Here is a 20627-nt window from a genome sequence, read left to right as displayed (position 1 = left end):
CTTTGCGCCGGGCGTTGCAGCGCTTTAGGCGCAGATACCGATAGTAAGACCCCGACAACACGCTCCTGGCGGGCGAAATCGGGGTCTTAGTATCGGTATCTAGCGTTTGGGTGGGCTCGGGCCCGCGCAGGCGTGGCTCGGGCCGGCACGGAAGGGCAGCGTGGGCGTCGAAAAGCGACTGCCTCTTAGGACTTCACCATCCGCTTGATGGCCAGCATGGCTTCGGCGACCTTCTCGTCGGCCTGATCGTCGCCCGCGGCGAGTGCGCCCTTCACGCAGTGGTTGAGGTGGTCCTCCAGCAGGGCGAGGCCGAGGTTTTCCAGGGCGGAGTCGATCGCCGCGATTTGGGTGAGGATGTCAATGCAGTACTGGTCCTCATCAACCATCCGGTGAATGCCGCGCACCTGTCCCTCGATGCGCTTGAGGCGGGCGAGGTAGCGGGACTTCTCATCAAAGTAGCCGTGCTGGCACGAGTCTTCTTGCATGCGGTCATCTTAACCGACCGACCGGCCCGTAAGAAACATGGCGTGCGCAGCCGTTTTGCCATTGTCACAGGCGATGAACTAGATTGGATCAAGTCGCTAGCCCCCATCGTCTAGAGGCCTAGGACTCCGCCCTTTCACGGCGGCAACACGGGTTCGAATCCCGTTGGGGGTACCAGTGATCCCCGTTACGGTGGGGGTTGCAGTGCGATGGCCCTGTGGCGCAGTTGGTTAGCGCGCCGCCCTGTCACGGCGGAGGTCGCGGGTTCAAGTCCCGTCAGGGTCGCCAAATATCAAGCCAGTTCCCAAGCACGGGAGCTGGCTTTTTTGCGTTTCAGGGGGTCCTGGTTTAGTCGCCCAAAGAAGTCCCTGACACCTGTTGCACCACTACGACTAGTCCTTTACTGTTGTCTGTGATACTTGTCATAACCTGGATGGGAGTTTGGGAATGTCTCACACAATACGGTTTGGGCGCACGCGGGCAGTGGTGGCGGTGCTACTGGCCATCGCGTGCGCCGCAATGTGGATGGCGCCAGCGTTCGCCACCGAATCGAGCACGGCGGTCAGCACCGAAACGAAGACGCTGTCGAGCTCGACGACGCGGGTGAAGGAGGACAAGGGGGCGTCGGCAAGCACTGGCTCTGCCGACGCGAAAGCGGCGCTCATCCTCGACGCGTCCTTCTCCATGCTCGAGGAGGACGCGGATGGGCCGCGTATCGACGCAGCGAAGAAGGCCACGAACGAGCTGGTCGATTCCCTGCCGGACACCGCGAAGATGGGCCTACTCACGTACGGCGCGCAGGAATCGAATGCGCCCGACAACAGGGAGCAGGGCTGCAAGGACATCCAGCGCCTCGTGCCAGTGGACACGCTAGACAAGGCGAAATTCAAGTCCGCTATCGACGGGCTGACGCCGAAGGGCTACACCCCGATGGGCAATGCGTTGCGCAAGGCCGCGGAGGAACTGGGCAACGATGGTGAGCGCTCGATCATCCTGGTCTCCGACGGCATTGATACATGCGCGCCGCCGGAGGTGTGCGACGTGGCGAAGGAGCTCGCGGGGCAGGGCGTGGACTTGACCATTCACACCGTTGGATTCAAGGCCGATGAGGACGCCCGCGCGGAACTCGAGTGCATTGCCGAGGCCGGCGGCGGGCAGTTCCTCGAGGCAGCGGACTCGACGAGCCTGGCGGAGTCGTTGAAGTTCCTCTCCCAGCGCTCGGTAACCAAGTACCAGACGGCTGGCACGCACTTCGAGTTCTCGGACACGCCTGAAGACGCGAAATGGCTGGGGGAGGGGCAGTACCAGACCACGGTGACGCCTGACCGCGTCTCCCTGACCGACCGTTACTTCCGCATCTCTGTGCCGCCGCGCCATCACGCGCGAATGGTGTTCACGCCGATGCGGCAGACCGAAGGAAACTATGAGCACTCCCACCTGAAGATCGACCCCGCCGAGGTGACCAACCAGGGCGACCCGGAGTGCGGCTGGATCCCCACCACGCACACCGAGTTCGACTCCGGTGGGCCGGGCTTTGGCATCGACGCTGCGAACGCTTCTGTTGAACGCAACGACGAGGACGACATGGAATGCGACATGAGCGACATTCTGGTGAAGATGCAGATTTCCAACGACGGCGACGAGGTGAGCGACGACATCGCGCTCGAGGTCAACGTGTTCTACGAGCCGATCCCCTCGGACGAGCAAGCGACTGAGTGGAAGGATCGCCGCATCACCAGCGCCGGCGACTACCTGGGGGAGATGCCGATTGACAACCCGCAGCCCATTTCCGGCGGCACCGGGTTCAACGATGCGGTGGAGATCTCCGAGGGCTCGTACTCCGACACAATCATCCCGGGCGAGTTCAAGTTCTACAAGATCCCGGTGACCTACGGGCAGCGGCCCGTCCTTAGAGCGAAAACGCCGCCGTCTGTGGCACGCAACGCTGACGACATCGGCTTTGGAATTTTCGACCCGTTGCGTAATGAAGTTGCGGGCGGCAAGCTCATCTTCTTCGATGACGCGGAGGAGTCCGACCCGGAAACCTTGAACCAATACGTGTGGTACGACAGCAATACTCCCTATCAGGGCGACTACTACGTCTGGTTCGGTATGGGCTGGGTGTCCGAGGGCTACGGGATCGCCGGCGTCGATCAGCCCTTCGAGTTCGAGGTGCTCCTGGATGGCGAGCCTGCCAACGGCGGCCCGGATTGGACGCCGACGCATGAGAACGGCCCGGAGCCTGCGGACGAGCCGATCAAGTTTGATGCGGCGGACAACACCGCCGAGACGTCCGCTTCGCAGGAAGAGAGCGACGGTGACGAAGAGGTCAACGCTGCGAGCGACGAGCAGGATGGCGGCTTCGGGCTGGTGCCGACGCTGCTCGGTGGCCTGCTGGTACTGCTGCTGATCGTCGCGGCCGTGGTGTTTGTCATCGTGCGCAAGCAGCGCGGCGACCGGCTGTAGGAGGGTAAAGGCCGGTTGCGCGGGCATCATCCCCGGAAGGTAAAGGGCCCCGCACCGTTGCCCGAATGAACTCGGGAACGGTGCGGGGCCGAATAGCGCCCGGGCGGGCGCGCGGAAGAAGTCCCGCCACACAGTTTTAGCGGACTATGGTGGAGCCGGTTCCGGTGCCGTTGAGCGGGTCGTCGGTTTCGGCAGTTGCGGGGTCGCCGGCCGTGGCACCCGGCCAGGTGCCGGCTTCGATCATGCGCTGCTTGCGCTCCACCCAGAAGTCGGCGTTCTGGATGCCCAGGGCCTCGGGGTCGAACTGCGGGTCCAGCCCGGCCTTCTTCTGGCGGCGGTAGTCCCACAGGCACTTCAGGGCGGGGACCTGGAGAAAGATGATCGCTACGATGTTCAGCCACGCGGTGGCGCCGACGCCGATGTCGCCAAGCGCCCAGGCGGTGCCCGGGGTGGTGGTGGCCCCGACGAAGACGGCGATGATGATGAGGGCGCGCAGCAACCAGATGATGGCCTTGCGGGCCGCCTCGTTCTTCACCCAGCGGTTCAGGTACGTGAAGTTTGTCTCCGCCATGTAGTAGTAGGCCAGCACCGTGGTGAAGGCGAAGAACATGATGGCAAGGGCGATGAACGCTGGCCCCAGCCCGGACGCGATGGAGTTCAGGCCTTCCTGGACGAAGCCGGGGCCGACAGCGACGCCGTCGGGCAGGGAGCCGTCGTAAAGCACGGCCCCATCCTCGGACTGTCCCTCGAAGACCTTGTACATGTCGGTGGAAATGATGATGAATGCGGTGGCCGAGCAGACGAACAGCGTGTCCACGTAGACGGCGAAGGCCTGGACGAAGCCCTGCTTGGCGGGGTGCGAGACCTCGGCGGCTGCCGCGGATTGCGGGCCGGTGCCCTGGCCGGCCTCGTTGGAGTAGATGCCACGCTTCACGCCCCACATGATGGCTGCGCCGAGCATGCCGGAGAACGCCGCTTCCTTGTCAAAGGCCGCGCGGACGATGGTGCCGAAGACCTCGGGGATCTGTGACGCGTTGGCGAACAGCACCACGATCGCAATGATGATGTAAATGCCGGCCATGAACGGCACAACCATCGACGCGAACGTTGCGATGCGCTTGACGCCGCCGATGATGATGAACGCGAGCATGATCGCCATGATGGTCGCGGAGATCCACACGTTGACGCCCCAGGCGTTGTCCACGGCGGCCGCGACACCGTTGGCCTGGATGCCGGGCAGGAAGTAGGAGGTTGCCAAGAGCATGCAGACCGCGAAGATGATGGCGTAGACCAGCATGAACGGCTTTGCGGCGGTGTGCTTGTAGGTCTTCTCAATGTAGTAGGCGGGGCCGCCGCGGTACTCGCCGGTGTCCCGGTCCGTTTCCTTGTAAATCTGTGCCAGGCAGCACTCGATGAACGAGGTCGCTGAGCCCAAAAGCGCCACCAGCCACATCCAGAACACAGCGCCCGGGCCGCCGAATGCGATGGCGGTGGCGACGCCGGCGATGTTGCCCACGCCGACGCGGCCGGCCAGGGAGATCATGAGTGACTGGAACGAGGAAATGCCTTGGTCCGAGCTCTCGCCGGATTTGAGCTGCCGGATCATGTCGGGGAAGCAGCGGATCTGCAAAAACAGTGTCGCGAGCGTGAAATAGGCACCCGCGCCGAGGCAGAGATAGACGAGCCAGTTGGACCATATGACGCTATTGACGGTGTCAATAAAGCCTTCCATGGAGCCCTCCTTACAGGGTTGACCTGGGGTAAATGTGCGGTACCCATGAATCTAAACCATCGAGTTGTGCCGTGGGTCACTTTCGTGAAAAAATTATTGCCAATCACTCAGGCGCGTCATCTGTGGTGTAGAAAACCACGCGGAGGTGGGCCCGCCGTGCGATCTCGATGAACGTGAAAGGACTTCAATGGAGACAACCCCACCGCAGCCGCACTCGCGGCGCCGGTTTAGCCCCGCCTGGCCGGTCAAGGACCTGCCCGCCGGCTCGAGCGTGCTCATCCAGGGGCTGAGCGACGACGGACCAAGCGAGCAAGGCGCAACCGGCACCCCAGACGCGGACCCGAAGCCCAAGGCGGTCTGGCGCTTCTTTGTCTACAGCGCGATCGGCCTGTTCGCGTTCTTCATCCCGTTTTCCGTGGGTGGCTCAAAGTCGACAATTCTGCTAGATCACATCGTCACCTGGATCACGAGCACCCTCGGCGATGGCACCCACTACCTGGCGCTGCTGGCCATCATCGTGGGCACTGTCTACCAGTTCGTATCCGGGAGGTGGAAGGAGGACCTCGCCCGCACGGTCTTCGCCCTCTTGTCCGTGCTGGCGATCGTGCTGTGCGCGATGCTCACCTTCGGGTTCGGCCCCTCCTGGCTGTTCAACCCGGACATCGGCCCATTCATCCTGGATAAGCTGGTCATCGCGGTGGGCCTGCTCATCCCGGTCGGCGCGATCTTCCTCGGCCTGCTCGTCGGCTTCGGCCTGATGGAATTTATCGGCGTGCTCGTCCAGCCGATCATGCGCCCGGTGTTTCACACGCCCGGCAAGTCCGCGGTGGACGCCGTGGCGTCGTTCCTCGGCTCCTACTCGCTGGGCCTGCTCATCACGGACCGCATGTACAAGAACGGCAGCTACAACGGCCGCGAGGCCGCGATCGTCGCGTCTGGCTTCTCCACTGTGTCCGCGACCTTCATGGTCATCGTGGCCAAGACGCTGGACATGATGGAGCACTGGAACGCGTACTTCTTCATCACCTTCATCATCACGTTCATCGTCACCGCGATCGTGGTGCGCATTCCTCCCATCACCCGCATCCCCGAGGAGTACGCGCCGGGCGCCACCCCGCACCCGGAGAAGCCGATTACCGGCAACCGGTTCAAGGCCGCGTGGCGCGAGGCGAAGAAGGAGCTCAACCGCGCCGAGCCGCTGCACAAGGTCTTGTGGGTCAACTTCCGTGACGGCCTCATCATGGCTGTGCAGGTCACCCCGGGCATCATGTCCGTGGGCGTGATCGGCCTGGTCCTGGCCACCTACACGCCGGTGTTCAAGGCGCTGGGCGTCGTGTTCTTCCCCATCGTGTGGCTACTGCGCTTGCCGGACCCGTGGGCCACCTCGGGCGCGCTCGCCACGGGCCTTGCGGAGATGTTCCTGCCGGCCACGCTCACTGCGGGCACGGACGACATGGTGCTCAAGTTCACCATCGCCGTGGTGTGCGTGAGCCAGATCTTCTTCTTCTCCGCAATGGTGCCCGCAGTGCTGGCCACGGACATCCCGCTCAACATCGGGAAGATGATCGCCATCTGGTTCATCCGCGTCGTGCTCACCGTGCTGATCACGGTGCCGGTGGCCCACCTGCTGTTCTAGGGGCCTTTTGCTTATCGACGCCCCGTGGCCCCCACCACCGCGTCATCTATCAACCGCGCCGCAGCCTTTGCGGTGCGGTTATCCACGTCGAACTCCGGGTTGAGCTCCACGACGTCCAGGAGCGCGACCCGGCCGGTGGAGGCCACCGCGGCGACCATCGCGCGCAACGCGGCGTAGTCCACCCCGAACCCGGCGGGCGCGGACACCCCGGGCGCCACGGCGGCCGGCAACACGTCCAGGTCAATAGACAGGTGGATCGGCAGGTCCCCCTCCACGGCGGCGAGGGCGCGCTCGGCGGCCTCGCGCACCGTCATTGCCGCCAGTTCCGTGTCCAGCACCGTGGTCACGCCGAGCTGCTCGGCGGTATCGAAGAGCACCTTGGTGTTGTTGGGTCGCGAGATGCCGAAGACGGAGTAGTCGAAGCCGTCCCCCACCAGCTCTGCGATCTGTCTGAATGGCGTGCCGGAGGTCGGCCGGTCCGCGGTGCGCAGGTCGAAGTGCGCGTCGAAATTGATCACCTGCATCGGCCCGAGCGCCTCGTACGCCCCGCGGTGGGTGGCAAAGGACGTCTCGTGTCCGCCGCCGAGCACGACCGTCACGCCGGCCGGGCCCTGCGCGGCGACCAGGTCGCGGACGCGGTCGGACACCTCGCGCTGTGCGGTCTCGAGGTCGTCGTCTTGGGTGGTGACGGTGCCGGCGTCGATAAGCTTTCGCGGCTCGTGCACGGCGAGCGAGCCGAGCGCGGCGCGCAACGCGGCGGGGCCTTTCGCGGCGCCCTGGCGGCCGCCGTTGCGCTCGACGCCTTCGTCGGACGCGAAGCCGATGAGGTGGACGGCGCCTGCGGTGGGGCCGGAGGTGGTGTCGATGGTGCTGTGCCAGCGCGCGTGCTCGGGGCCCGGGCCGTCGTTGCGGCCGGACCATTCGGATGCGGGGGAGAACAAAGGGGCGGTAACGGTATTCATGCCACCCGAGCCTAGCGCCGTTGCATACTAGGCGGGATGAATTCACCACAAGTCCCGGCCGCGCACAATGTCCTGCGCATCCTCGCCCTGCTGTCTGCCTCGGACGTGCCGCTTTCCGCCACTCGCATCCAGCGCGAGCTGGGTCTCCCGCGCTCGAGTACGTACCACCTGCTCCGCGAGCTGGAGGATTCCGGCTTTGTCGTCCATTTGAGCCAGGCGGGCACCTACGGGCTGGGGCTGGCCTCGTACCGCATGGCGCAGGCGTACACCACGCAGCAGCCGCTGGTGCGCCTGGCCACCGCGCCGCTCGCCCGGATTGCGGAGCTGGCCGGCGGGTCGGCACACCTCACCAGGCTCGCCGGCGCCGAGACCGTCTACCTCCACGAGGTGCGCGCGCCGGGCGCCGCCTCGCTGGTCACGGAGGTCGGCGTGCGCCTGCCCACGCTCTCCACCGCCTCGGGGCGCATCATGCTTGCGCATCTGCCGGAGCCGGAGCTGCGCGCGGTGTTCAATGCTTCCGGGTCGCGCCGCAGCTTCCGCGAGTGCAAGGAGGAGCTGCACGCTTATCGACGCCAAGGGTGGGCCACAGAATCCCAAGATGTCTCCCGCGGGCAGGAGTCGGTCGCCGTGGCGGTGCTCGACCACCTCTCGCGCCCGGCGGCCGCGCTGGCGGTGACGTATCCGGTGGGCAGCGCCGACGAGCGGAAGCTGACGTCCGCGCTGGGCGACGCAGCCGCGCACCTGCGCGCACATTTCTTCGGGCAGTTATGAGATGTGACACATTTATGGTCTATTATCGCGCCCATGACAGATATGCAGACAGTTTCACTAGGAATCGGCGCGCTGACCATCGAGGACGTCGTCGCCGTCGCTCGCCACGGCGCTGAGGTGGCCATCGACCCGGCCGCGCTCGAAGAAATCGCCACCACTCGCACCCGTATCGAGGAACTCGCCGCAGACCCCACTCCCGTCTACGGCGTTTCCACCGGCTTCGGCGCCCTTGCCACCCGCCACATCCCCGAGGAGTTGCGCGCCCAGCTGCAGGTCTCGCTCGTGCGCTCCCACGCAGCCGGCTCTGGCCCCGAGGTCGAGGAAGAGGTCATCCGCGCGCTCATGCTGCTGCGCCTGTCCACCCTGTGCACGGGCCGCACCGGTGTTCGCCCCGTCGTTGCAGAGACGTACGCGGCGGCGCTGAACGCGGGCATCACCCCGGTCGTGCGCGAGTACGGCTCGCTCGGCTGCTCCGGCGACCTCGCGCCGCTGGCCCACTGCGCGCTCGCCCTGCTGGGGGAGGGCGAGGTCCGCGTGCGGGGCGGCGAGGTCGTGCCAGCGGCCGACGCGCTGTCGCAGGCGGGGATTGAGCCGCTCGTCCTGCGCGAGAAGGAGGGCCTGGCACTCATCAACGGCACCGACGGCATGCTCGGCATGCTGTGCCTGGCCATCGCGGACCTGCGCGAAGCTGCCAAGGTGTCCGACATCGCGACCGCCATGACCGTGGAGGGGCTCACCGGCACGCTCACCGTGTTCGACGACGACCTCCAGCAGCTGCGCCCGCACCCGGGGCAGGCCGACGCCGCCTACAACATCCGCACCGTGGCTGCAGACTCGCCGATCTTGGCGGCGGCGCGCGAGGAGTTCAAGGCCACCCGCGTGCAGGACGCGTACTCCGTGCGCTGCACGCCGCAGGTTGCCGGCGGCTTGCGCGACACGCTCGCGCACGTCACCAACGTGGCGAACCGGGAGCTCGCCTCCGCCATCGACAACCCGGTGGTGACCAAGGACGGCCGAGTGTCCTCTAACGGCAACTTCCACGGCGCGCCGGTGGCCTACGCGTTGGACTTCTTGGCCATTGTGGTCGCCGACTTGGCGTCGATTAGCGAGCGCCGCTCCGACCGCTTCCTTGACCCGGCCCGCAACCGCGGGCTCAACGCCTTCCTCGCCGATGACCCTGGCGTGGACTCCGGCCACATGATCGCGCAATACACGCAGGCGGGCATTGTCAGCGAGCTCAAGCGCAACGCCACGCCCGCTTCCGCCGACTCGATCCCGTCGTCCGCGATGCAGGAGGACCACGTGTCCATGGGTTGGGCCGCGGGGCGCAAGCTGCGCCGCAGTGTCGACGGGCTGCAGCGTGTGCTGGCCGTGGAGATCCTCACCGCCGCGCGCGCCCTGGACATGCGCGAGGGCGAGCCGGCAGTCGGTACCGCGGCAGCAATTGGGGCGCTTCGTGCGCTTGTCGACGCCCCCGCGACCGATCGCTTCCTCGCCCCGGAGATGGAGCATTCCGTGCAGCTGGTGAAGGGCGGTGACTACGTGGCGGCCGTGGAAGCCGTGGTCGGCGAGCTGCGTTAGGCGGCCGCGGGTGTCTCGTATGCGAGACAAGACGTGGTGCAAGTCCCGTCGTGAGTAACGTACCCCTCACTACACTGTTTGGTGTAAGTTGCATCACATCTAGAGTGAAAGAGGGAAACGATGAAGTGGCACCCGCAGAGCGAGAAGAACCCGCTGCCGTACTCTCCGTTTAAGTCCAGCACCATCCCGCGTCCGATCGGGTGGCTTTCCAGCGTGGGCACCGACGGGCGCGAAAACATTGCCCCATACAGCCAGTGGCAAAACCTCACGTTTGACCCGCCGATGGTGATGTTTTCCGCGAACCAGTACCCGGATGGGCGACGCAAAGACACGGTGCTCAACGCTGAGGAGACGGGGTGGTTCGTGTGGAACATGGCCACCTACGACCTCCGTGAGGCTGTGAACCTCTCCGCGATGGCGCTCGGTCCTGACGAAAGCGAATGGGACCACCTTGAGGGGCAAGGCGTGACCAAGGTGTACGCAGACAACCACCACATTCCGATGGTGGCTGAAAGTCCGATCAAATTTGAGTGCAAGTACAAGACCACCCTGCGCGTTCCCGGCAACTCTCCGGTTGGCACGATCGACATCGTCGTTGCAGACGTCATGACGATTCACATCAACGAGGATTTCCTCGGGGATGACGGAAAACTTGACGTGCTGAGGATGAAGCCGATCGCGCGCATGGGGTACTTCGACTACACGGTGGTCACCGAAAAGTTCGAGATGCGGGTCCCCGGCTCCGATTCTGATGCCCAAGCGGGATTGGAGGGGTCTGCATGACGCAGCCCTCCACGGGACGTCCGGGGGAACCGCTTATCCGGCCTGGTAGCGCGACGTCGTACGGCCCGCGCTCGGAGCGGGAAGACGCGGCAGACGGGTCGCTGAGTAAGCGTGTCCGCGACATGGTGGTGGCAAATTTTGGCAACGTGCTCGAGTGGTACGACTGGAATATCTACACCATCTTCGCCCCATATTTTGCGCTGCAGTTCTTTAATCACGACAACCCCACGTCGGCGTTGCTGAGCACGCTCGCTGTCTTTGCCGTCGGCTTTGTGGCGCGCCCGGTCGGCGGGTACATCTTCGGTGCATACGCCGACAAGGTTGGGCGTAAGCAATCCCTTGTGGTGGCGATGATGATCACGGCGGGGGGCTCGCTGGTCATTGGCTTTTCGCCGACGTTCGATTCGGTCGGGATTCTGGCATCGATCATTCTGGTCACCGCCCGACTGGTGCAGGGCCTCGCTCACGGTGGCGAGATGGGGACCGCAGTGACATATCTAGTGGAGCGGGCTCCACGCGAGCGGCGTGCGTTCTTCGGATCCAGTTCATGGTTTAGTGTGGTGCTGGGCACCATGGTGGCGACGCTGACGGGGTTGATCATCAACGCCATCTTGACGGATGACCAGGTCTCCGCGTGGGGCTGGCGAATCCCATTCATTATCGGCGGCATTCTGGGGCTTTACGCGTTGTGGCTCCGGCGCGGGCTGCAAGAAACGGAAGCGTTCGAAGCGGGCCAAGAATCGGGTTCTGAGAACGAGGAGTCCACGGTTGGCGATTCGATCTTCAGTCACTGGCGCGGCCTGGCGACGATTTTCTTCGTCTCCGCGGGGGGATCTCTGTTCTTCTATACGTGGTCGATCTACATGCCAACGCATGTGCAAGTGGTGCATGGACAATCTGCGAACAGTGCGCTCGGTGCGAGTTTGCTCGCGGAGTTCCTCTTCCTGTTGGCTATCCCGATTATGGGCATCCTTGGCGACAAGGTTGGGCGACGCCCGATGGTGCTTATCTCTGGCGTGTTGTTCCTGGTGATTACCGTCCCGGTGTACAGGTTCCTCGACGGTACGTTTATCACCCAGTTCCTGGGGCAAACGATGGCCCTGCTCGCGTTGTCCTTGCTGTTCGGGGTGAACGGCGCGATCTGGACCGAGTCGCTTCCAACCCGATTCAGGGCGAAGGGGGTGGCAACAACCCTCTCGCTTGCTACTGCGATCTTCGGCGGCACCGCACCGTATCTCAACGCATGGCTCGGTGAGCAAGGAAGCCCCCAGGTGTTTCAGTACTACCTCGTGTTGATGGCGGTGGTGCTGGTTGCTACCGGTTTCTTTATGCGGGAAACAAAGGGCGTCGAACTTTAGGGTCGCGGAAACTCGCCCCCTACCTCGGGTGTCTCGTATGCGAGACACCCGACCGTATATCACCCTTTCGCCTGCTTGTGATGGCCGTTACTCTCATTAGCGTAAGTCGGTTGGACAACACGAAAGGACATTTCCATGGCGAAGAACTGGTCTGAAGGCGCGCGCGAGGTCCGTGCACCGCGAGGCACTGACATCACCGCGAAGTCTTGGCAGACTGAAGCCCCGCTGCGCATGTTGCAGAACAACCTCGACCCAGAGGTTGCGGAGCGCCCGGACGACCTCGTCGTCTATGGCGGCACCGGCCGCGCCGCGCGCAGCTGGGAGGCGTTCGACGCGATTGTGGAAACCCTGAAGGACCTCGAGTCCGACGAGACCCTGCTGGTGCAGTCCGGCAAGCCGGTCGGCGTGTGGAAGACCAACGAGTGGGCCCCGCGCGTGCTCATTGCCAATTCCAACCTGGTTGGAGACTGGGCGAACTGGGAGCACTTCCGCAAACTCGAGGACGAGGGCCTGATGATGTACGGCCAGATGACGGCCGGTTCCTGGATCTACATCGCGACCCAGGGCATCCTGCAGGGCACCTACGAGACGTTCGCGGCAGTGGCGAAGAAGCGTTTCGACGGCACCCTCGCTGGCACCCTCACGCTGACCGGCGGCTGCGGCGGCATGGGTGGGGCGCAGCCGCTGTCCGTCACCCTTAACGGCGGCGCCTGCCTCATCGTGGACGTCGACGAGGCCCGCCTAAAGCGCCGCCAGGGCAAGCGCTACCTCGACGAGGTCACGACTGACCTCGAGGAAGCCATCAAGCTGGTCACTGAGGCGAAGGAGGGGAAGCGCGCCCTGTCCGTCGGCCTGGTGGGCAACGCCGCCGAGATCTTCCCGGAGATGCTGCGCCGCCACCGCGCGGGCGAGCTGACCGTGGACATCGTCACGGACCAGACCTCCGCGCACGACCCGCTGTCCTACCTGCCCACTGAGATCCCGTTTGAGAACTGGGATGCTGAGGCGGACGAAGACCCGACCACCTTTACCAAGAAGGCTCGCGAGGCCATGGCCACGCAGGTCCAGGCCATGGTGGAGTTTCAGGACGAGGGCGCCGAGGTCTTTGACTACGGCAACTCCATCCGTGACGAGGCGCGCAAGGCCGGCTACACCCGCGCCTTCGAGTTCCCGGGCTTCGTCCCGGCGTACATCCGCCCGCTGTTCTGCGAGGGCCTCGGCCCGTTCCGCTGGGTTGCGCTCTCCGGCGACCCGGAGGACATCAAGGTCACCGACCAGGCCATCAAGGAGGCTTTCCCGGACAACGAGCACCTGCACCGCTGGCTGGACGCCGCCGAGGAATACGTCGAGTTCGAGGGCCTGCCGGCGCGCATCTGCTGGCTGGGCTACGGCGAGCGCGCCAAAGCCGGCGTGATCTTTAACAACCTGGTCAAGGAGGGCAAGGTCAAGGCGCCGATTGTCATCGGCCGCGACCACCTGGACTCCGGCTCCGTGGCTTCCCCGTACCGTGAGACCGAGTCCATGCTCGACGGCACCGACGCCGTCGCTGACTGGCCGCTGCTCAACGCCATGACCGCGGTCTCCGGCGGCGCGACCTGGGTGTCCATCCACCACGGCGGCGGCGTGGGCATGGGCCGCTCGATCCACACCGGCCAGGTCACCGTCGCCGACGGCACTGAGCTCGCCGAGGCGAAGCTCAAGGCCGTGCTTACTAACGACCCGGGCATGGGCGTGATCCGCCACGTGGACGCCGGCTACTCCCGCGCCGACGAGGTGGCCAAGGAGCGCGGTGTGCGCATCCCCATGGAGTTCCACGCACGCGACAAGTAGAAAGGAACCCATGAGCACCCTTATCACCGGAATTTCAGAGCTCCGCACCGTCTCCGAGCTCGGGACCATCAAAGACGCCGCATTGCTTATCGACGATGGCGTGGTCGCCTGGGTCGGCCCAGCCGCCGAAGCCCCAGCGGAGGCAAGCAACGCCGAAACCGTGGACGTGGGCAACCGCGCCGTCCTGCCCGGCTGGGTGGACTCGCACACCCACATGGTTTTCGACGGCAACCGCGCCGAGGAGTTCGAAGCCCGCATGGCCGGCGAGTCCTACGCCGCCGGCGGCATCGCAGTGACCATGGAGGCCACCCGCTCCGCCGGCGAGGAGCGCCTGGACCAGCTGGTCGCCGAGCGCGTTGCGGCCGCCCACGCGCTGGGCACCACCACCTTCGAGACCAAAACCGGCTACGGTCTCAACGTCGAGTCCGAGGCGGAGGCCGCGCGCGTGGCCTCGCGCCACGTCGACGAAGTCACCTTCCTCGGCGCCCACCTCGTGCCGCCGGGGGAGGAGGCCGACGAGTACCTCGAGCAGGTCGTCGGCCCGATGCTGGACGCGGTGAAGGACCACGTGCAGTGGATCGACGTCTTCTGCGAGCGCGGCGCGTTCGATGAGGCGCAGTCCCGCCGCGTCCTCGAGGCCGGTAAGGCCGCGGGCCTGGGCGTGCGCGTCCACGGCAACCAGCTCGGCGAGGGCCCCGGTGTGAAGCTTGCCGTGGAGCAGGGCGCCGCGAGCGTCGACCACGTCAACTACCTTTCCGACGAGGACATTCAGCTCCTCGCTGGCTCCGACACTGTCGCCACGCTGCTGCCCGCTTGCGACCTGTCTACGCGCGAGGAGCTCGCGCCGGGCCGAGCGCTTCTCGACGCCGGCGCCACCGTCGCCATCGCCTCCAACCTCAACCCGGGCACGTCCTTCACGTCCTCGATGAACTTCTGCGTGACCACCGCGGTCCTGCAGCAGCGCCTCACCCTGGACGAGGCCATCGAGGCAGCCACCACCGGCGGCGCGAAGGCGCTGCGGCGCCACAACGTCGGCGGAGGCAAGGACCCGCAGGGCCGCCCCGCGAAGGGCACGCTCGCGCCGGGCGCGGCAGCGGACCTGCACATCCTGGACGCCGACAACGCCATCAACCTGGCGTACCGGCCCGGCATGCCGATCACCTGGCAGACCTGGGTCGCCGGGAAGAAGGTGTACGGGTAGGGGCGGCTGCGTGGGCGTCGATAAGCATCTGCGAGGGCCACACTCCACGGTGCGAACCACCAAGTAGCTGCGGCAGACGCCCACGACGCCATCGTCGTCGATCACAACCTGGCCCTGGTTTCCCGTGCCGAATGCGTCATCGACCTCGGCCCAGGCGCCGGCTCTGCTGGTGGCAAGGTGGTGGCTGCGGGAACGGTGCGGGAGCTCGTCGACAAGCATGCGCACACCGGGTCCGAGACCGGGCGGTACCTCGCAATGCAGGAGTCCTAGCGCGCCGCCCGGAAATGGGGTATGCGCAGGCGATTTGCTTGCTCGCACGGGGTCTGTGTAATGTATCAACTCGTGCGAGCGACAGTGCAACACACTGAGGGAATCGCACAGACAACACAATAATGGCCCTGTGGCGCAGTTGGTTAGCGCGCCGCCCTGTCACGGCGGAGGTCGCGGGTTCAAGTCCCGTCAGGGTCGCTGAACTGCCTGAGCAGTTCTGGCTAGATAGCTCAGTCGGTAGAGCACACGCCTGAAAAGTGTGGGGTCGCCAGTTCGATCCTGGCTCTAGCCACACCCCAGCCCCTCCACAATGTGGAGGGGCTTCGTGCTTTCGGTAGGCTGGGCCACCGATTGAGCGAACACTCTCTGACGGACTTCTCAGAAGGAGCGATCATGCCCGAGACTTCACAAGCAAACGTGGAACTGTCCAAGAATGAGGACAAGAGTCAGTACGAGATCCACGTGGACGGCGAGCTCGCCGGTTTTGCCACCTACAAGGACAGCGGCTCTGCGCGCGAGTTGCCGCACACCGTCGTGGACCCGAAGTTTCGCGGCGAGGGCCTGTCCAAGCCGCTGATCAAGTTCGCGCTTGATGATGCCCGCGGGGACAACCTCAGCGTTGTCCCGTCCTGCCCGGCGGTCGCCCGCTACATCGTGCAGCACCCGGAGTACAAGGACCTGGTGGAGTAAGCGCCCTAGATAACGTACTGACCGTTGTCGAAGTAGCTGTCCGGGTCCACCAGGCGCCGCAGCTCCGTATCCTTGCGCTCGCGCGCCTTCGCTGGGATGCCCACGGCAATGGAGTTCTCGGGGATGTCTTTGGTCACCACGGCGTTCGCGCCGACGGCCGAGTTCGCCCCGATCGTGACAGGACCGAGCACCTTCGCGCCCGCGCCAATGGTGACGTTGTCTCCAATCGTCGGGTGCCGCTTGGTCTGCGTCAGCACCTGCCCGCCGAGGGTGACGCCGTGGTAAAGCATGACGCCGTCGCCGATCTCGGCGGTCTCGCCGATGACAATGCCCATCCCGTGATCGATGAAGAATCGGCGGCCAATGGTCGCGCCCGGGTGAATCTCAATCCCGGTAAAAAAGCGGTTGGCCTGCGCGAGGATGCGCGCCGCGCCCTTCCATTCCCGCTCCCACATCCAGTGGCAGATGCGGTGGACCCAGATCGCGTGCAGCCCGGAATACACCACCGCGTTTTCCAGATCGCCGCGCGCTGCGGGGTCGTGCTCCCTGGCGTTGGCCAGGTCTTCTCTCATGCGGGAAATTACGCTCAGCATGACGGGTAGTCTACCTACTCTTTTCGGACAACCGCGCAAATAAAAAGCACCACGGGGTGGTGCTTTTCGACGCCGCGCAGTCCGCGGCCAACGCCTCCGCTAGTCGCGGATGTCCTCGAAGAGGATGGTGGAGACGTAGCGCTCGCCGAAGTCCGGGATGATGACCACGATGGTCTTGCCCTCGTTCTCCGGGCGCTCGGCCAGCTCGAGTGCGGCCTTCACGTTCGCGCCGGCGGAGATGCCGGCGAGGACGGCGTCCTCGCGAGCCAGCTCGCGGGAGGTGGACACGGCGTCCTCGTTGGAGACGGTGATGATCTCATCGATCTGGTTACGGTCAAAGGTGCCCGGGATGAAGTTGGCGCCCAGGCCCTGGATCTTGTGCGGGCCGGCCTCGCCGGTGGACAGCAGCGGGGACGCAGCGGGCTCGACGGCCACGTTCTTCACGTCCGGCTTCTGCTCCTTGAGGTACTTGCCGGCGCCGGAGATGGTGCCGCCGGTGCCCACACCCGCGACGAGGATGTCGACCTCGCCGTCGGTGTCGTTCCAGATCTCCGGGCCGGTGGTGGCGTAGTGGATGGCCGGGTTGGCCTCGTTCTCAAACTGGCGAGCCAGGATCGCGCCTTCATCATTAGCCACGATCTCGTCGGCCTTCTCCACGGCGCCCTTCATGCCGGCCGCGCCCGGGGTGAGGACGATCTCTGCGCCGAACGCGCGCAGGACCACGCGGCGTTCAATGGACATGGTCTCCGGCATGGTCAGGATGACTTTGTAACCCTTGGCCGCGCCAGCCAGTGCGAGGGCGATACCGGTGTTGCCGGAGGTTGCCTCGACGATGGTGCCGCCCGGCTTCAGGTCGCCTGACTTCTCAGCGGCCTCAATGATGGCCTTACCAATTCGGTCCTTCACCGAGTTTGCCGGGTTGTAGAACTCCAGCTTGGCCAGCACGCGGGCCTTGGAATCCTTGGACACACCGTGCAGTTCAACCAGCGGGGTGTTGCCGATGAGCTCGAGGACGTTGTTGGCGATCTTTGCCATGGTGATCAGCTCCTTGCTGTTCATATCCAAATCCGTTGTGCGGCCAACTATACACGGATAAAACAGACTATGTAGTCTCACAGCAGTAGACCGAATGGTCTATTTGGTGTGGGGGGCGCGGGGGCGTCGATAAGCGAAGGCCCGCCGCCCCCAAAAAACCACACCCGCGCGTGTGAATACAGCGGGAGGGGTGAACTTTGGCTACCCCCAAAGTCGCGTTATGATGGTTGGGATTCAACGTCAAGTTCAACTCGCGGGTGGCCCCGTGGGGACACTCAGATGGGTGGAAGGCTCAACAGCAATGACCATGGACGCACAGCGGATCAAGGACGATGACGACGCGATTCGGGCAGCCCTGACGGCGCTGAAGACGGCGACCGGCATCCCCGTTGCCATGTACGGCACGCTGCTGCCGGACAACAGGCTGCAGATCACCCAGTGGATCGGGCTGCGCACTCCCGCGCTGCAGGACCTCGTGCTGGACAGCGGCTCCGGCGTCGGCGGTCGCGTGGTGAGTACGCGGCGCGCAGTTGGCGTCTCGGACTACACGCGTGCGGCGGTCATTTCGCACGAGTACGATAAGCAGATTCAGGACGAGGGGCTGCACTCCGTTGTCGCTGTCCCGGTCATCGTGCTGCGCGATATTCGCGGTGTCCTCTATGTTGGCGTCCACTCGCCGGTGCGGTTGGGGGAGAAGGTGATCGAGGAGGTCGCGATGACGGCGCGCACCCTCGAACAGGAGCTGGCCGTGAACGCCGCGCTCCGCAATGCCGACGGTGGCAAGGGAACGGCCAAGGTGGGGCGCGTGATAAACGGCGCGGAGTGGGAGCAGATCCGCTCCACGCACTCCAAGCTGCGCATGCTGGCCAACCGGGTCGACGACGACGCGCTCCGCAAGGAGCTCGAGCAGCTGTGTGACCAAATGGTCTCGCCCGTCCGCGTCAAGCAGTCGACCAAGCTCTCGGCCCGCGAGCTGGACGTACTGTCCTGCGTCGCGCTCGGTCACACCAACGTCGAGGCGGCCGAAGAAATGGGCATCGGCGCCGAAACCGTCAAGTCCTACCTGCGCAGCGTGATGCGCAAACTCGGCGCGCACACCCGCTACGAGGCGGTCAACGCCGCGCGCCGCATCGGTGCCTTGCCGTAACGCTTTTTGCCTATCGACGCCACGCCGCACCCCGAGTTGAGTACAGTAGGCCCCGTGAAAGAGCGATTTCTTGTAACAGGCGGTAACCGACTCGAAGGCGTGGTCAAGGTCGACGGCGCGAAAAACAGTGTGCTGAAGCTGATGGCCGCGGCACTCCTGGCGGAGGGCACGACAACGCTGCACAACTGCCCCGAAATCCTCGACGTTCCGCTCATGCGCGACGTGCTCATCGGGCTCGGCTGTGACGTCGACATCGACGGCTCGACCGTCCGCATTACTACCCCGGCCACCGTCTCTCCCCGCGCCGACTTCGATGCGGTACGCCAGTTCCGCGCCTCCGTCGCCGTGCTCGGGCCGTTGGTGGCGCGCTGCCATGAGGCATACGTGGCGCTGCCGGGCGGCGACGCGATCGGTTCGCGACCGCTGGATATGCACCAATCCGGCCTGGAGAAGCTGGGGGCTACGACGCACATCGAGCACGGCGCCGTCGTTGCGCGCGCCGAGAAGCTCACGGGCGCGAAGATCAGTCTGGACTTCCCGTCTGTCGGCGCGACCGAGAACATCCTCACCGCGTCCGTCCTCGCGGAGGGGCAAACGGTGCTGGACAATGCCGCGCGCGAGCCCGAGGTTGTCGACCTCTGCGACATGCTGAACTCCATGGGCGCGAAGATCAGCGGCGCTGGCACCTCCACCATCACCATTGACGGTGTGGACGAGCTGCGACCCACCGAGCACTCCGTGGTGGGCGACCGCATCGTGGCGGGTACTTGGGCATACGCGGCCGCGATCACCCGCGGCGACATCACTGTGACCGATATTGCCCCGCGCCACCTGCACCTTGCGCTGTCCAAGCTCAAGCTCGCGGGTGCCAACGTGGAAACCTACGAAAACGGCTTCCGCGTCCGCATGGACCAGCGCCCCAAGGCGGTGGACTACCAGACGTTGCCGTTCCCCGGGTTCCCGACGGATCTGCAACCCATGGCCATCGCAATCAGCGCGGTCGCCGAGGGCGTCACCGTGATCACGGAGAATGTGTTCGAGGCCCGCTTCCGCTTTGTCGACGAGATGCTTCGCCTGGGTGCCGACGCCAATGTCGACGGCCACCACGTGGTGATCAGGGGAGTGGAAAACCTCTCATCCACTGACGTGTGGTCCAGCGATATTCGCGCCGGCGCCGGACTCGTGCTCGCTGGCCTGGTCGCCGATGGGCAGACAACCGTGCACGATGTCCACCACATTGACCGCGGATATCCCAAGTTTGTCGAGCAGATCAACGAGCTCGGTGGCAAGATCGAGCGTTCGCTTGCGTAAGCGCGATTAAGTGACACCTTTAACGCGCGATTTAGGCCCCATACGCTGGGGATTTGTGTTGGTGTTTGGGTGTGTGTAACTTTATGTGAGTCAGCGAGACCGACAACGCCCCGCCAGACAGACTCCGCAAGGGGGTTGAGCTGGTGAGATGGCGGTCAGGAAAACGATCGCTGGCCGACATAAGAAAATATGGACTTCGGTCCGGCTTAAGTCAAGGATTTGACTTTCGGATCGTGGTTTATGTAGTGTCGACAAAGTCGCTTTTTACAGCTACTGGGTGATTCGCCTGGTGGTGGGTAAATGTGCGTGTGTTGTTTGAGAACTCGATAGTGTGCCAATGTACTTTTGTTTGTGGATTGGTTGCGTGCCTGTGTTGTGCTGGCTGCACGTTTTGTGTGGTTGGTGTGTGCCGGTGGCGCTGCTTGTGAACCTCTAGTTGCAGGTGGTGTTTGCTGGTTATGGTGCGTGATTTGATTCGCGTTTTGTAACTATTTTTTTGTTGTGTCGGCCTGTTTTTGCCCCGTCGGGTTGGGTCGGCACGTGAAGGTAATTTGAGGATTTGCCAGTCCTGCACTGCATTTGGTTGTGGTGTGGGTTGGTTTGTTTTTGGTTAGGTTTGGGCTTTTCACGGCCTTTGTTTCTTGCTGAAACTTTTTGTGGAGAGTTTGATCCTGGCTCAGGATGAACGCTGGCGGCGTGCTTAACACATGCAAGTCGAACGGAAAGGCCCTGCTTGCAGGGTACTCGAGTGGCGAACGGGTGAGTAACACGTGGGTGA

16 protein-coding genes, 4 tRNA genes and 1 rRNA gene are annotated in these 20627 nt (G+C 64.5%); 16 read left to right on the top strand and 5 right to left on the bottom strand.

Going from position 1 to position 20627, the window contains the following annotated elements; all coding sequences use genetic code 11:
• Positions 1 to 185: 185 nt before the first annotated feature.
• Positions 186 to 485 carry a metal-sensitive transcriptional regulator gene (locus tag EAW56_RS04440; protein ID WP_095279017.1) on the bottom strand — a complete coding sequence of 100 codons (300 nt, stop codon included), beginning with the start codon at positions 483 to 485 and terminating at the stop codon, positions 186 to 188.
• 99 nt (positions 486 to 584) lie between these two features.
• On the opposite strand from EAW56_RS04440, the gene EAW56_RS04435 reads away from it, so the two are divergent.
• The 3 genes from EAW56_RS04435 (at position 585) to EAW56_RS04425 (ending at position 2949) form a co-directional block, all read left to right on the top strand.
• Positions 585 to 660, top strand: a tRNA-Glu gene (locus EAW56_RS04435).
• 34 nt (positions 661 to 694) lie between these two features.
• A tRNA-Asp gene (locus EAW56_RS04430) sits at positions 695 to 771 on the top strand.
• Positions 772 to 930: 159 nt separating this feature from the next.
• On the top strand, positions 931 to 2949 hold the full coding sequence (locus EAW56_RS04425; RefSeq protein ID WP_095547763.1) for a vWA domain-containing protein: 2019 nt from the start codon (positions 931 to 933) through the stop codon (positions 2947 to 2949).
• Positions 2950 to 3085: 136 nt separating this feature from the next.
• Here EAW56_RS04425 and EAW56_RS04420 read toward each other — a convergent pair whose 3' ends face one another.
• Positions 3086 to 4681, bottom strand: a complete 1596-nt coding sequence (locus EAW56_RS04420; protein ID WP_095547762.1) for an alanine/glycine:cation symporter family protein — start codon at positions 4679 to 4681, stop codon at positions 3086 to 3088.
• A gap of 187 nt (positions 4682 to 4868) precedes the next feature.
• Between EAW56_RS04420 and EAW56_RS04415 the strand changes: the two genes are divergently transcribed.
• Positions 4869 to 6317 (top strand): YjiH family protein, encoded by a 1449-nt coding sequence (locus tag EAW56_RS04415; protein ID WP_122085307.1) that lies wholly within the window; start codon positions 4869 to 4871, stop codon positions 6315 to 6317.
• A gap of 11 nt (positions 6318 to 6328) precedes the next feature.
• Here the strand turns inward: EAW56_RS04415 and hutG are convergent, their stop codons facing one another.
• Positions 6329 to 7279 carry a formimidoylglutamase gene (gene hutG, locus EAW56_RS04410; protein WP_122085305.1) on the bottom strand — a complete coding sequence of 317 codons (951 nt, stop codon included), beginning with the start codon at positions 7277 to 7279 and terminating at the stop codon, positions 6329 to 6331.
• A 36-nt stretch (positions 7280 to 7315) separates the two neighbouring features.
• Here hutG and EAW56_RS04405 point away from each other — a divergent pair, with 36 nt between their 5' ends.
• From EAW56_RS04405 to EAW56_RS04365, 9 genes are all read left to right on the top strand, one after another.
• Positions 7316 to 8050, top strand: coding sequence for an IclR family transcriptional regulator (locus tag EAW56_RS04405; RefSeq protein ID WP_095547761.1), 735 nt, complete (start codon positions 7316 to 7318; stop codon positions 8048 to 8050).
• A 33-nt stretch (positions 8051 to 8083) separates the two neighbouring features.
• Positions 8084 to 9631, top strand: coding sequence for a histidine ammonia-lyase (gene hutH, locus EAW56_RS04400; protein ID WP_122085303.1), 1548 nt, complete (start codon positions 8084 to 8086; stop codon positions 9629 to 9631).
• Positions 9632 to 9751: 120 nt separating this feature from the next.
• Complete coding sequence (locus tag EAW56_RS04395) at positions 9752 to 10414, top strand: flavin reductase family protein (RefSeq protein WP_122085301.1); 663 nt, start codon at positions 9752 to 9754, stop codon at positions 10412 to 10414.
• Positions 10411 to 11772 carry an MFS transporter gene (locus EAW56_RS04390; protein ID WP_122085299.1) on the top strand — a complete coding sequence of 454 codons (1362 nt, stop codon included), beginning with the start codon at positions 10411 to 10413 and terminating at the stop codon, positions 11770 to 11772. Before EAW56_RS04395 ends, EAW56_RS04390 begins: the two co-directional genes overlap by 4 nt.
• 135 nt (positions 11773 to 11907) lie before the next feature.
• The gene (gene hutU / locus EAW56_RS04385; protein WP_122085297.1) at positions 11908 to 13602 is read left to right on the top strand and encodes a urocanate hydratase; all 1695 of its coding nucleotides are present in this window, start codon (positions 11908 to 11910) and stop codon (positions 13600 to 13602) included.
• Between the two features lie 10 nt (positions 13603 to 13612).
• Positions 13613 to 14803 (top strand): imidazolonepropionase, encoded by a 1191-nt coding sequence (gene hutI, locus EAW56_RS04380; RefSeq protein ID WP_122085295.1) that lies wholly within the window; start codon positions 13613 to 13615, stop codon positions 14801 to 14803.
• Positions 14804 to 15197: 394 nt separating this feature from the next.
• Positions 15198 to 15271: transfer RNA gene (locus EAW56_RS04375), tRNA-Asp, on the top strand.
• A 21-nt stretch (positions 15272 to 15292) separates the two neighbouring features.
• Positions 15293 to 15365 (top strand) — tRNA-Phe (locus EAW56_RS04370).
• 101 nt (positions 15366 to 15466) lie between these two features.
• Positions 15467 to 15763, top strand: a complete 297-nt coding sequence (locus tag EAW56_RS04365) for a GNAT family N-acetyltransferase (RefSeq protein ID WP_095279007.1) — start codon at positions 15467 to 15469, stop codon at positions 15761 to 15763.
• 5 nt (positions 15764 to 15768) lie between these two features.
• Here EAW56_RS04365 and epsC read toward each other — a convergent pair whose 3' ends face one another.
• On the bottom strand, positions 15769 to 16356 hold the full coding sequence (epsC, locus tag EAW56_RS04360) for a serine O-acetyltransferase EpsC (protein WP_095279006.1): 588 nt from the start codon (positions 16354 to 16356) through the stop codon (positions 15769 to 15771).
• A 99-nt stretch (positions 16357 to 16455) separates the two neighbouring features.
• Positions 16456 to 17391 carry a cysteine synthase A gene (gene cysK / locus EAW56_RS04355; protein WP_095279019.1) on the bottom strand — a complete coding sequence of 312 codons (936 nt, stop codon included), beginning with the start codon at positions 17389 to 17391 and terminating at the stop codon, positions 16456 to 16458.
• 307 nt (positions 17392 to 17698) lie between these two features.
• Between cysK and ramA the strand changes: the two genes are divergently transcribed.
• The 3 genes from ramA to EAW56_RS04340 form a co-directional block, all read left to right on the top strand.
• Positions 17699 to 18538 carry an acetate metabolism transcriptional regulator RamA gene (gene ramA / locus EAW56_RS04350; RefSeq protein ID WP_122085442.1) on the top strand — a complete coding sequence of 280 codons (840 nt, stop codon included), beginning with the start codon at positions 17699 to 17701 and terminating at the stop codon, positions 18536 to 18538.
• Positions 18539 to 18592: 54 nt separating this feature from the next.
• Positions 18593 to 19849 (top strand): UDP-N-acetylglucosamine 1-carboxyvinyltransferase, encoded by a 1257-nt coding sequence (murA, locus tag EAW56_RS04345; protein ID WP_122085293.1) that lies wholly within the window; start codon positions 18593 to 18595, stop codon positions 19847 to 19849.
• Between the two features lie 653 nt (positions 19850 to 20502).
• A 16S ribosomal RNA gene (locus EAW56_RS04340) occupies positions 20503 to 20627 on the top strand; the annotation flags it as partial.

This window comes from Corynebacterium gottingense (genome assembly GCF_003693265.1).
GTDB classification, from domain to species: domain Bacteria; phylum Actinomycetota; class Actinomycetes; order Mycobacteriales; family Mycobacteriaceae; genus Corynebacterium; species Corynebacterium gottingense.
Note: the sequence above shows the minus strand (reverse complement) of the source record. Positions and strands in the feature narration are given on the sequence as shown.

Excerpts from the sequence above, each read along its gene's own strand:
- EAW56_RS04440 (WP_095279017.1), bottom strand. The coding sequence starts at position 485 with ATGCAAGAAGACTCGTGCCAGCACGGCTACTTTGATGAGAAGTCCCGC.
- EAW56_RS04425 (WP_095547763.1), top strand. The coding sequence starts at position 931 with ATGTCTCACACAATACGGTTTGGGCGCACGCGGGCAGTGGTGGCGGTG.
- EAW56_RS04420 (WP_095547762.1), bottom strand. The coding sequence starts at position 4,681 with ATGGAAGGCTTTATTGACACCGTCAATAGCGTCATATGGTCCAACTGG.
- EAW56_RS04415 (WP_122085307.1), top strand. The coding sequence starts at position 4,869 with ATGGAGACAACCCCACCGCAGCCGCACTCGCGGCGCCGGTTTAGCCCC.
- hutG (WP_122085305.1), bottom strand. The coding sequence starts at position 7,279 with ATGAATACCGTTACCGCCCCTTTGTTCTCCCCCGCATCCGAATGGTCC.
- EAW56_RS04405 (WP_095547761.1), top strand. The coding sequence starts at position 7,316 with ATGAATTCACCACAAGTCCCGGCCGCGCACAATGTCCTGCGCATCCTC.
- hutH (WP_122085303.1), top strand. The coding sequence starts at position 8,084 with ATGACAGATATGCAGACAGTTTCACTAGGAATCGGCGCGCTGACCATC.
- EAW56_RS04395 (WP_122085301.1), top strand. The coding sequence starts at position 9,752 with ATGAAGTGGCACCCGCAGAGCGAGAAGAACCCGCTGCCGTACTCTCCG.
- EAW56_RS04390 (WP_122085299.1), top strand. The coding sequence starts at position 10,411 with ATGACGCAGCCCTCCACGGGACGTCCGGGGGAACCGCTTATCCGGCCT.
- hutU (WP_122085297.1), top strand. The coding sequence starts at position 11,908 with ATGGCGAAGAACTGGTCTGAAGGCGCGCGCGAGGTCCGTGCACCGCGA.
- hutI (WP_122085295.1), top strand. The coding sequence starts at position 13,613 with ATGAGCACCCTTATCACCGGAATTTCAGAGCTCCGCACCGTCTCCGAG.
- EAW56_RS04365 (WP_095279007.1), top strand. The coding sequence starts at position 15,467 with ATGCCCGAGACTTCACAAGCAAACGTGGAACTGTCCAAGAATGAGGAC.
- epsC (WP_095279006.1), bottom strand. The coding sequence starts at position 16,356 with ATGCTGAGCGTAATTTCCCGCATGAGAGAAGACCTGGCCAACGCCAGG.
- cysK (WP_095279019.1), bottom strand. The coding sequence starts at position 17,391 with ATGGCAAAGATCGCCAACAACGTCCTCGAGCTCATCGGCAACACCCCG.
- ramA (WP_122085442.1), top strand. The coding sequence starts at position 17,699 with ATGGACGCACAGCGGATCAAGGACGATGACGACGCGATTCGGGCAGCC.